The 12,937-nt window shown below is 75.7% G+C and carries 1 protein-coding gene; it reads left to right on the top strand.

Annotation, left to right across the window (positions count from 1 at the left end; all coding sequences use genetic code 11):
• Window positions 1–190: 190 nt before the first annotated feature.
• Window positions 191–12,937, top strand: a 12,747-nt coding sequence (locus ABT106_RS27475) for a non-ribosomal peptide synthetase (RefSeq protein ID WP_351282465.1), incomplete at its 3' end; no start/stop codon positions are given.

Below are 12,937 nucleotides of genomic sequence, written 5' to 3'. Positions count from 1 at the left end.
CGACTGCCGGAAGCAGTCACCACACGACCAGGACGAAGGAACCGCCCTGGTCACGACCACAACGGTAGAGGAGAAACCCATGAGTTCCGCCGAGAAGTGGACTTCCGATCACCTCCTGTCGCCCGCGACCCGGGCCCCCCGCCGGCCCCGCCACCGGCCACGGGCCCGCAGCGAACCTGGAGCACGATCCATGACCGAGCGTCCCTCCCAGCGCCTTCCCCTCACCGGGGCCCAGACCGGTGTCTGGTACGGCCAGCGCCTCGACCCCGACTCCCCGGTCTACAACGTCGGCCAGTACGTCGAGATCGAAGGCCCCCTCGACGCCGGTCTCTTCGTGGCGGCGCTGCGCCGGACGGTCGCCGAGAGCGAGGCGCTCACCGCCCGCTTCGCGGAGGACGCGGACGGAAACCCGTATCAGCTCACCTGGAGCGGCCCGGCGGCCGGCCCGCTCGTCGCCGTCCTGGACCACACCGGGCAGGACGACCCGTACGGCACCGCGCTGGACCTGATGCGCACCGACATGGCCCGCCCCGTGGACCCGGTCCGCGACTCCCTGTACGTCTTCACGCTGCACAAGGTCGGCCCGGACCGCACCCTCTGGTACCAGCGCGCCCACCACATCGTGCTCGACGCCTTCGGGTTCTCCCTCGTCTCCCGCCGCACCGCCGAGGTGTACACCTCCCTCGTGCGCGGCGAGGAGCCGGCGCCCGGCCCCTTCGGCGGGCTGGACGCCGTCCTCGCCGAGGAAGCGGCCTACCGCGCCTCGCCCAAGTGCGCCGAGGACCGGGCCTACTGGCTGGACCGGCTGGCGGACCACCCCGAGCCGGAACCGCTGAGCGGCGCCCGGTTCCCCGCGTCCCACGCCTTCCTGCGCGACGGCGACACCCTGACCCCGGACGAGACGGCGGGCCTGCTCGCCGTCGCCCGCGCCGCGCGCGCCAGCTGGGCCGACGTGATGACGGCCGCGTTCGCGGCGTTCCTGCACCGCGCCACCGGCGGCCGCGACGTGCTGCTGTCCCTGCCCGCCATGGCGCGGCTCGGTTCGGCTGCGCTCAAGGTTCCCGCCATGGTCGTCAACGTGCTGCCCCTGCGGGTCGCCGTACGCCCGCAGACGCCGCTGGCCGACCTGGTCGCCCAGGTCGCGGCGGACGTGCGCGGCCTGCGCCGCCACCAGCGCTACCGCGCCGAGGACATCCGCCGCGACCTCGGCCTGGCCGGGCGCGAACAGGGCGTCCTCGGTCCCATGGTCAACATCAAGGCTTTCGACAACGACCTCGACTTCGCCGGAGCCGCCGGCTCCGTGCACAACGTCGCCGCCGGACCGGTGGACGACCTCACCCTCGGCGTCTACCACGACGCCGCCGAGGGCCGCATCCGCTTCGAGCTCGACGCCAACCCCCTGGCCTACGACGCCGCGACGCTGGCCGAACGCCGCGCCGAGTTCGCCCAGTTCCTCCGCGAGGCCGCCGCGGCAGGCCCCCAGGCTCCTGTCGGGCGCCCCGACCTGCTCTCCCCCGCCGCCCGTGACGCCGTGCTCCGCGCCGGGAACGACACCGCCCGCGCGGTGGCGGCCGGCACGGTCGTCGACGCCTTCGAGGAGGCCGCCCGGCTGCACCCCGGAGTACCGGCCGTGATCGCGGGCACCCGGACCCTGGACTACGCGGGCCTGGAGGAACGCGCCAACCGGCTCGCCCGCCTCCTCATCGCCCGCGGGGCCGGACCCGAGACCCTCGTCGGCCTCGCGCTCCCGCGCACCGCCGACCTCGTGGTGGCGCTGCTCGCCGTCATGAAGGCCGGCGGCGCCTACCTGCCCCTCGACCTCGACTACCCGGCCGACCGGCTGGAGTTCATGGTCGGGGACGCCCGCCCGCTGTGCGTCCTGACCACCCTGGACCGCGCCGCGCTCGCGCCGCTCGTGGACGGGGTCGAGACCATCGTCCTCGACGCGCCCGACACCCTCGCCGAGCTCGCCGACACCCCCGGCGACGCCCCCCGCGACGCCGACCGCACCGCGCCCCTCACCGGCGCGCACCCCGCGTACGTCATCTACACCTCGGGCTCCACCGGCCGTCCCAAGGGCGTGGTCATCCCGCACGCGGCCCTCGCCAACTTCCTGCGCATGCAGGCCCACGAACTGGAGCTGGCCCCCGCCGACCGGCTCGTCGCCGTCACCACCATCTCCTTCGACATCGCGGCCCTGGAGATCCACACTCCGCTGATCTGCGGCGCGACCGTCGTCCTCGCCGACCGCGACACCGTACGGGACCCGGCCGCGCTCGCCGCGCTCGTCGACGCCCACCGCCCCGCCGTCATGCAGGCCACCCCCTCGCTGTGGCACGCCCTGCTGGAGGACGGCCGCCCCACCGCGCTCGGCTCCGCCCGGGTCCTCGTCGGCGGCGAGGCCCTGCCCGCGGCCCTCGCCGAGCGCCTGGCGCGCACCGCGCGGTCGGTCACCAACGTGTACGGGCCGACGGAGGCCACCGTCTGGGCGACCTCCAGCCTCCTCGACCCCGGCCACACGGGCGTGCCCGGCATCGGCACGCCGTTCTGGAACACCCGCGCCCACGTCCTGGACGGCGCCCTGCGCCCGGTGGGCCCCGGCCGGCCCGGTGAGCTGTACCTCGCCGGCGACCAACTGGCCCGCGGGTACCTCGGCCGCCCGGCGCTGACCTCCGAGCGGTTCGCCGCCGACCCCTACGGCCCCGCCGGCAGCCGGATGTACCGCACCGGCGACCTCGTGCGCCGCCACGCCGACGGCCGCATCGACTTCCTCGGGCGGGTGGACGACCAGGTCAAGCTGCGCGGGTTCCGCATCGAACTCGGCGAGATCGAGAGCGCGCTGACCGCGGGCGAGGGCGTGGCCCGGGCCGTGGTCATGGTCCGCGAGGACCTCCCCGGCTTCCCGCACCTCGTCGGCTACGTCACCCCCTCCGCCGGTGGCCCCGCCCCCGAGCCCGCCGTGCTGCGCCGGGCCCTGGCCGAGCGGCTGCCCGAGTACATGGTCCCGTCCGCCGTGGTCGTCCTCGACGCCTTCCCGCTGACGGCCAACGGCAAGATCGACCGCCGTTCCCTGCCCGCCCCCGACCTGGCCGCGCTCGCCACCGCCGGCGCCCGCGGCCCGCGCGGTGCCCGCGAGGAGATCCTCTGCGGCGTCTTCGCGGACGTGCTGGGCCTGGACTCCGTGGGTCCGGACGACGACTTCTTCAGCCTCGGCGGGCACTCCCTGCTGGCCGCCCGGGTGATCGCCCGGGTCCGGACGGCCCTGGGCACCGAGTGCGGGATCCGGGATGTCTTCGAGGCGCGCACCGTCGCCGCCCTCGCCACCCGCCTCGCCGAACGCACGGCCGCCGCCCGCCCGGCGCCCGTCGCGGGACCGCGCCCCGACCCGCTGCCGCTGTCGTACGCCCAGCAGCGCCTGTGGTTCGTCCACCAGGTGGAGGGCGCGAGCGCCACCTACAACATCCCGTTCGTGGTGCGCTTCGACACGGCGCTCGACGCGGACGCCCTGGACGCGGCGCTGCGGGACGTGGCGGGCCGTCACGAGACCCTGCGCACCGTCTTCGGCGAGCGGGACGGGGAACCGTACCAGCGCGTGCTGGACGTGGCGGGGGCCGGAGTGCGGCTGTACGTCGAGGACGTGGCCGCGGACGGCTTCGAGGCCGCGGTACAGGCGGCGCTCGGGCACCTCTTCGACCTGTCGGCCCAGGCCCCGCTGCGGGTGACGCTGGTGCGCGACGCGGCCTCCGGGACGCACGCCCTGGTGGTCCTGCTGCACCACATCGCGAGCGACGAGTGGTCGATGGGGCCGTTCCTGCACGACCTGGAGCGGGCGTACGCGGCCCGGTGCGCGGGCGCCGATCCGGTGCTCGGCGTCCCGGCCTTCCAGTACGCCGACTTCGCGCTGTGGCAGCGGGATCTGCTGGGCTCGGCGCGGACGCCCGGCTCCCTCGCGGCCGTCCAGGCGGCGTACTGGCGGGAGGCGCTGGCGGAGCTTCCGGCGGAGGCCGGGCTGCCGGCCGACCGGCCGCGTCCGGCGGCGGCGGACCCGGCCGGTGCGCTGGTCTTCAGGACGGTGCCGCGCGAACTGGCCTCCGGGATACGGGCGCTGGCCCGCGAGAGCGGGACCAGCGTGTTCATGGTGGTGCACGCGGCGGTCGCGGCGGTGCTGCACCGGCTCGGCGCCGGCGAGGACATCGTGCTGGGCAGCCCGGTCGCGGGCCGTACCGACAGCGCGCTCGACGACCTCGTCGGCTTCTTCGTCAACACGGTGGTCGTGCGCACGGACCTGTCGGGTGACCCGTCCTTCGGCGAGCTGCTGGAGCGGGTGCGCACGGCCGACCTGACCGCGCTCGACCACGCGGACCTGCCCTTCGACCGGATCGTGGAGGAGGTCAACCCGGAGCGCTCGCTGGCCCGTCACCCGCTGTTCCAGACGATGGTCTCGCACAGCACCGTGACCCAGGACGTGGCGAACCTGTTCGGGTACCCGGCCCGGGTGGACCGGGTGGACCCCGGCGTCACCAAGTTCGACCTCGACATCACCTTCTCGGACGCGGCGTTCGGCGAGGACCTGGACCTGGAGGTCTTCTACGCGACCGCGCTGTTCGACCGCGCGACGGTGGAGACGTTCACGGACCGGCTGCTGCGCGCCCTCGCGACGGCGGTGGCGGCCCCCGCGGACCCGGTGTCGTGGTGGGAGCTGCGGGACACGGCCGAGCGGGCCCGCCAGGCCCGGTGGAACGACACGGACCGGCCGGTGGCCCCGGAATCGGTGGCGGAGGTGTTCGCGGCACGGGCCGCGGCCACCCCGGACGCGGTGGCCGTGGTCGCCGGTACGGAGCGGCTGACGTTCGCCGAACTCGACGACCGGGCGGGCCGGCTGGCGGCGCTGCTCGCCGAGCACGGCGTGGGACCGGACGCGGTGGTGGCCCTGGCCGTCCCGCGCTCGGCGGACACCGTGGTGGCGACGCTCGCCGCGCTGAAGGCGGGCGGCGCCTACCTGCCGCTGGACCTGGACCACCCCGCGGAGCGGATCGCGTTCATGCTGCGCGACGCCGCCCCCGTGTGCACGGTGACCACCCGGGCGGTCGCGGACCGGCTGCCCGGGGTGGACCTGCTGGTCCTGGACGACCCGCGGACCGTGGAGCGGCTGTCGGTGGCGGACGCGGCGGCCGGCGTGCCCGTGGACCCCGAGCACGCCGCGTACGTCATCTACACCTCCGGCTCCACCGGTGTCCCCAAGGGCGTCGTGCTGCGGCACGCCGGCCTGACCCGGCTGTTCCGCGACCACGAGCGGGAGCTGTACCTGCCGGTCGCCGAGCGGCTCGGGCGCCGGGTCAGGGCCCTGCACACCGCCTCGTTCTCCTTCGACTCCTCCTGGGAGCAGCTGCTGTGGCTGGTCGCCGGGCACGAGCTGCACGTCCTGGACGAGTACGGCCGCCGGGACGCCGACGCGGTCGTGGCCTATGTGCGCGCGGAGCGGATCGACACGCTGGACGTCACCCCTTCGTACGGTCGGCAGCTGGTCGACGCCGGGCTGCTGGCCGGCGCGTGGCGGCCGGCGCTGTTCCTGCTGGGCGGGGAGGCGGTGCCGCCCGCGCTGTGGGCGCACCTGCGCGGGATACCGGACGTGGAGGTCGTCAACTACTACGGTCCGACCGAGTTCACGGTGGACGCCCTGGTGGCGCGGGTGGGCGACTGTGCCTCGCCGGTGGTGGGCCGCCCGCTGGACAACGGCCGGGCGCACGTCCTGGACGGGCGGCTGCGGCCGGTGCCCGTGGGCGTGCCGGGTGAGCTGTACCTGGCGGGCGAGCAGAACGCCCGCGGCTACCTGGGCCGTTCCGCCCTGACGGCTGAACGTTTCGTCGCAGATCCGTTCGGATCCCCGGGCACCCGGATGTACCGGACCGGCGATGTCGTGCGGTGGCGCGCCGACGGCCTGCTGGAGTTCCTGGGCCGGGTGGACGACCAGGTCAAGATCCGGGGTTTCCGGGTGGAGCCGGCCGAGGTGGAGGCCGCGCTCGCGGCCCTGGACGGGGTGGCCTCGGCCGCCGTCGTGGTCCGCGAGGACACCCCTGGCCTGCCCAGGCTCGTCGGCTATGTCACGGGCACGGCCGAAGCGGCCCGCTTGCGGGCCCAGCTCGCCGAACGGCTGCCCGAACACCTGGTCCCGGCCGCCGTGATGGCGCTGCCCGCGCTGCCGACGAACGTGAACGGCAAGCTGGACCGGGCGGCGCTGCCCGCTCCGGTGACGGCGGCCGGGCCCGCCGGGCGGGCCCCGGACGGGCCCGTCGAGGAGCGCATCGCGGAGGTCTTCGCCCAGGTCCTGGGCGTCCCCGGGGTCGGGGCGGACGAGGACTTCTTCCAGCTGGGCGGGCACTCCCTGCTCGCCACCCGGGTGGTCGCCCGGATCCGGGCCGCACTGGGCACCGAATGCTCGGTGCGGGACGTCTTCGAGCTGCGCACGGTCGCGGAGCTCGCGGAGCGTCTCGCCGGCCGGCGCGCGCAGGTCCGCCCCGAGCCGGCCGCGGCGGCCCGCCCCGGGCGGCTGCCGCTGTCGTACGCCCAGGCCCGGCTGTGGTTCCTGCACCGGATGGAGGGCCCGAACGCGACCTACAACATCCCGCTGGTCCTGTGCCTGCGCGGAGTGCTGGACCCGGCGGCGCTGGAAGCCGCCGTGCACGAGGTGACGGCCCGGCACGAGGTGCTGCGCACGGTGTTCGCGGAGGACTCCGAGGGCCCCTTCCAGCGGGTCCTGGAGCCGTCCGCGGCGGCCGTGCCCTTCGAGGTGGCCGAGGTGGACCCCGCGGAGCTGGCCGGGCGCGTCGAGGCCGCGGCAGGTCGCCCCTTCGACCTGGAGGCGGACCTTCCGCTGCGGGTGACGGTGCTGCGCGCGGCCCCCGACGAGCAGGTGCTGCTCCTGCTGCTGCACCACATCGCCGGTGACGAGTGGTCCACCGGCCCGCTGCTGGCCGACCTCTCCGCCGCCTACGCGGCCCGCTGCGCGGGACGCCCGTACGAGGCGGCGCCGCTGCCCGTGCAGTACGCGGACTACGCGCTCTGGCAGCGGGAGCTGCTGGGGGACCCCGCCGACGCGGACTCCCTCGCGCACGGCCAGGCCGGTTTCTGGCGCGAGGCCCTCGCGGGCCTGCCGCAGGAGCTGGCGCTGCCCGTGGACCGGGCGCGCCCCGCGCTGCCCTCGCACGAGGGCCGCACCGTGTCCGTGCCGCTGCCCGGCGAGCTGGTGGCGGGCCTGGAGGCGCTGGCCGGGGAGCGCGGAACCACGATGTACACCGTGGTGACCGCCGCCGTGGCGGCGCTGCTGCACCGGCTCGGCGCGGGTGAGGACATCCCGCTGGGCAGCCCGGTCGCGGGCCGCGGCGAGGAGGTCTTCGACGGCCTGGTCGGGTTCTTCGTCAACACCCTGGTCATCCGGGCCGATCTGGCGGGCGAGCCGTCCTTCGGTGAACTGCTGCGCCGGACCGCGTCGTTCGGCGCGGCCGCCCTGGCCCACGCGGACCTGCCCTTCGACTCGGTCGTCGAGGCCGTCAACCCCGAGCGGTCGCTGTCGCGGCACCCGCTGTTCCAGACGATGGTCGCGTACGAGGACGGCGGCGCCGAGCCGGTCCGCGCCCTCGGCGCCCTGGCCGCCGAGGAGTTCCCGGTCGCGGCGGGCGACGCCAAGTTCGACCTGGAGGTCCTCTTCCGCCGCACGCCGGGCACGGGCGCCGCGCCCTCCGCGATGACGTGCGGCGTGCGCTACGCGGCGGACCTGTTCGACGAGGCGACCGTACGGTCCCTGCAGACCCGCCTGGTCCGGCTGCTCGGCGCGGCCGTGGCCGCGCCCGACGTGCCGCTCGCCTCGCTGGAGCTGCTGGACCCCGCCGAGCGCGGCCTCGTCCTGCACGGCTGGAACGACACCGCCCGGCCGGTCGCCGCCGAGACGCTGGACTCCCTGGCTGTGGCCGGGGCCCGGCGCGACCCCCTCGGTACAGCCCTGGTGTTCGAGGGGCGCGAGCTGTCGCGCGCCGGGTTCGAGGATCGGGTCAACCGGCTGACGCGGCTGCTGATCGGCCGCGGGGTCGGTCCCGAGAGCGTCGTCGGCGTCGCCCTGCCGCGCTCCTTCGACCTGGTCGTGGCCCTGCACGCGGTGGTCCGGGCGGGCGGCGCCTATCTGCCGCTCGACCTCGGGCTGCCGGCCGAGCGGCTGGCGTACATGACGCGGACCGCCGCGCCCGCCTGCGTGCTGACGGACCTGGCCTCGCTGGCCCTGCTGCCGGACCCGGACGGTACGGACTCCGCGGCGCTCGTCCTGGACGCCCCGGAGCGGGTGGCCGAACTGGCCGCGCTGCCGGGCGGTCCCGTCGGTGACGCGGAGCGGCGGGCGCCCCTGCTGCCCCGCCACCCCGCGTACGTGATCTTCACCTCCGGCTCCACCGGCCTGCCCAAGGGCGTCCTGGTCGAGCACGAGGCGATCGTCAACCGGCTGCGCTGGATGCAGGACGCCTACCGTCTCGACGCCGCCGACCGGGTGCTCCAGAAGACCCCGGCGAGCTTCGACGTGTCCGTCTGGGAGTTCTTCTGGCCGCTCGCCGAAGGCGTCCCCCTGGTCATCGCCCGCCCCGACGGCCACAAGGACCCCCGCTACCTCGCCGAACTCATCCGCGAACAGCGCGTCTCCGTCCTCCACTTCGTCCCCTCCATGCTCGGCGCCTTCCTCGGCGAAACCGAGATCGCCGCCTGCCCGAGCCTGCGCCTGGCCGTGTGCAGCGGCGAGGCCCTGCCCACCGAGCTCGTCGCCCGCTTCCACACCTCCGCCGCGGGTACGGGCGCCCGCCTCGTCAACCTGTACGGGCCCACCGAGGCGGCCGTCGACGTCACCGCCGCGGACTGCCCGGCGCCGTCCGCGGGGACCGCCTCCCCTGCCGCGTCCGCCCCGATCGGCACCCCCGTGTGGAACACCCGCGTGTACGTGCTCGACGCGCGGCTCCAGCCGGTGCCCGCCGGCGTCCCCGGCGAGCTGTACCTCACCGGCGTCCAGCTGGCCCGCGGCTACCTCGGGCGCCCCGGCCTCACCTCCGAGCGCTTCACCGCCGACCCGTTCGGCGGGGCGGGCGCCCGGATGTACCGGACCGGGGATCTGGTCCGCTGGAGCACGGCCGGCCGTCTGGAGTACCTCGGCCGCACCGACGACCAGGTCAAACTGCGCGGCTTCCGCATCGAACTCGGTGAGATCCAGGCCGTCCTCACCGGCGCCCCCGGCATCGCCCAGGCCGCGGTCGTCGTCCGCGAGGACCAGCCCGGCGTACAGCGGCTCGTGGCCTACGCCGTCGCCGCGCCCGGCGCCGGCGTCGACCCGGCCGCCCTGCGCGCCCTGGCCGCCGCCCGGCTGCCCGAGTACATGGTCCCGGCCGTGGTGGTGCCGCTGGCGGCCCTGCCGACGACGGCCAACGGCAAGCTCGACCGGCGCGCCCTGCCGGAGCCCGCCACCCCGGCCGCGGTGGCCTCGCGGGCACCGCGCGACGCCCGCGAGGAGATCCTCGCCGGCATCCTCGCGGACGTCCTGGGCCTGGCCTCGGTCGGCGTCGAGGACGACTTCTTCGCCCTCGGCGGCCACTCCCTGCTCGCCGCCCGCGCGGTGGGCCGCTTCCGGGCCGCCCTGGACGTCGACTGCGGCATCCGCGACCTGTTCGAACTGCGGACGGTCGCGGCGCTGGCCGCCCGCCTCGCGGAACGCACCGGCGCCGGGCGTCCCCGCCTCACCGCGGCCGTCCCCCGCCCGGAGCGGGCGCCGCTGTCCTTCGCGCAGCGCGGGCTGTGGCTGCTGGACAGCGTGCGCGGCCCCGGCACCACGTACAACGTGCCCCTGGCGGTGCGGCTGGACGGGCCGGTGGACACCGTGGCGCTGGAGGCCGCCGTCCAGGACCTGGCCGCCCGGCACGAGAGCCTGCGGACCGTGTTCCGTGAGCACGAGGGCGAGCCGTACCAGGTGGTCCTGCCGGCGGAGCGGGCGACCGTACCGCTGACCGTGCGCGAGGTGGCCGCCGGCCGGCTGGAGGCCGAGGCGGTCCGCGCCGGAAGCCACGTCTTCGACCTCGGCGCCGAACCGCCGGTGCGGGTCACGCTGCTGCGCGCCGCCCCCGACGACCACGTGCTGGTGGTCCTGGTGCACCACATCGCCACCGACGAGGGTTCGGCCGGTCCCCTGCTGGCCGACCTGGACCTGGCGTACGCCGCCCGGTCGGCGGGCACGGAGCCCGTCTTCGCCCCGCTGCCGGTGCAGTACGCCGACTTCGCGCTCTGGCAGCGGGAGCTGCTCGGCGACGTTGCCGACCCCGGGTCGGCCGCGGGCCGGCAGGCCGCGTACTGGCGGCGGGCGCTGGCGGGCGCCCCGGCCGAAGTGGCGCTGCCCACCGACCGGCCGCGCCCGGCGGTCCCCTCGTACGAGGGCGGCGTGGTGACCTTCGACGTCCCGGCGGAGACCGGGGCCGGACTGGCGCGGATCGCCCGGGAGGGCGGCGCGACGCTGTTCATGGTGGCCCACGCGGCCGTGGCGGCGCTCCTGCACCGGCTCGGCGCCGGCGAGGACATCCCGCTGGGCAGCCCGGTGTCGGCCCGCGAGGGCGAGGAGCTCGACGGGCTCGTCGGCTTCTTCCTCAACACGCTGGTGCTGCGCGCCGACCTGTCGGGCGACCCGACCTTCACCGAGCTGGTGGAGCGGGTCCGTGACACCGGTCTGGCCGCCTTCGCCCATGCCGACCTGCCGCTGGAGGCGGTGGTGGAGGCGGTGGACCCGGAGCGGTCGCGCTCGCGCAACCCGCTGTTCCAGACGATGGTCACCTACCACTCGGCGGACAGTGCCGTTCCGGAGCTGTTCGGGCTGCCGGCACGGGAGTTCGGAGTCGAGACGGGCGGCGCGAAGTTCGACCTGGAGATCGCCTTCGGGGCCTCCCAGGAGCACGGCGGGATCGCGGGCGGCATCCGCTTCGCGACCGACCTCTTCGACCGCGCGAGCGTCGAACTGTTCGCGCGGCGGCTGCTGTCGCTGCTCGACGCGGTCGTCGCCGCTCCGGAGCGGCCGGTCTCGGCGGTCGAGGTGCTGGACCCGGCGGAGCGCGAACTCGCGCTGAACGGCTGGAACGACACCGCCCGCCCGCTCGGCGGCGCCCGGACCCTCGCGGGCCTGGTCGCGGCCGGGGCGAAGGAGGCGGTGGCCCCCGCGCTGGTCTTCGAGGGGCGCGAGCTGTCGCGCGCCGGGTTCGAGGAGCGGGTCAACCGGCTGGCGCGGCTGCTGATCGGCCGCGGGGTCGGACCGGAATCGGTGGTGGCCGTGGCCCTGCCGCGCTCCTTCGACCTGGTCGTGGCCCTGCACGCGGTGGTCCGGGCGGGCGGCGCCTACCTGCCGCTCGACCTGGGACTCCCGGGTGACCGGCTGGCGGCCATGACCCGGGCGGCGGAGCCCGTCCTGATAGTTACCGACACTTTGTCGGGAACCATGCTCTCCCCCGAAGTGGGCCGCGAGCGCGTCCTGTTGGACTCCCCCACCGTCCGCTCCGCACTGGCGGCTCTGGACGGCGCCGGCGTGGCCGACGCGGAGCGGCGCGAGCCCCTGCTGCCCCGTCACCCCGCGTACGTGATCTTCACCTCCGGCTCCACCGGCCTGCCCAAGGGCGTCCTGGTCGAGCACGAGGCGATCGTCAACCGGCTGGAGTGGATGCAGGGGGCCTACGCCCTGCGTCCCGGCGACCGGGTGCTCCAGAAGACCCCGGCGAGCTTCGACGTGTCCGTCTGGGAGTTCTTCTGGCCGCTCGCCGAGGGGGTCCCCCTGGTCATCGCCCGCCCCGACGGCCACAAGGACCCCCGCTACCTCGCCGAACTCATCCGCGAACAGCGCGTCTCCGTCCTCCACTTCGTCCCCTCCATGCTCGGCGCCTTCCTCGGCGAAACCGAGATCGCCGCCTGCCCGAGCCTGCGCCTCGTCGTGTGCAGCGGCGAGGCCCTGCCCACCGAGCTGGTCTCCCGCTTCCACACCTCCGCCGCGACCTCCACGGTGGCACTGGAGAACCTGTACGGACCCACGGAGGCGGCCGTCGACGTCACCTCCGGCTCCTGCACCGTGCTCACCGCGGCGGAGGGCCGGGCCTCCGCCTCGATCGGCCGGCCGGTGTGGAACACCCGGGTGTACGTACTGGACGCACGGCTGCGGCCGGTCCCCGTAGGCGTCCCCGGCGAGCTGTACCTCGCCGGCGTCCAGCTGGCCCGCGGCTACCTCGGCCGCCCCGGCCTCACCTCCGAGCGCTTCACCGCCGACCCGCACGGCGCCCCCGGCGCCCGCATGTACCGCACGGGCGACCTCGTACGGCGTCTCGCGGACGGGCGGCTGGACTACCTCGGCCGCACCGACGACCAGGTCAAACTGCGCGGCTTCCGCATCGAGCTCGGCGAGATCGAGGCCGTCCTCACCGGCGTCCCGGACATCGCCCAGGTGGCGGTCGTCGTCCGCGAGGACCAGCCGGGCGTCCGCCGCCTGGTGGCCTACGCGGTCCCCGCTCCCGGCGCCACCGTCGACACGGCCGCCCTGCGCGTCCTGGCCGTGACCCGGCTGCCCGAGTACATGGTCCCGGCCGTGTTCACGGCGCTGGAGCGGCTGCCGCTCTCGGCGAACGGCAAGCTGGACCGGCGTGCGCTGCCGGCGCCGGTGGTTCCGGCGGCGGCCACCGCGGCCCCGGCCGGACCGGCCGGATCGGCCGCGGTGCCCACCGGGACGCCCGAGCAGATCCTGTGTGCCCTGATGGGCGAGGTACTGGGCCTGCCCGCGGTCGGCCCGGAGGCCAACTTCTTCGACCCGATGACGCGCACAGCCCAACCCCCCACGAAAGGCAGTGTGTTGAGCGTGAGCACTCTTGTCCGCTTCATGAAGCGCACCCTCGCCGTCGGC

This window comes from Streptomyces sp. NPDC002044, assembly GCF_040296725.1.
Taxonomy (GTDB): Bacteria; Actinomycetota; Actinomycetes; order Streptomycetales; family Streptomycetaceae; genus Streptomyces; species Streptomyces antarcticus.
Note: the sequence above shows the minus strand (reverse complement) of the source record. Positions and strands in the feature narration are given on the sequence as shown.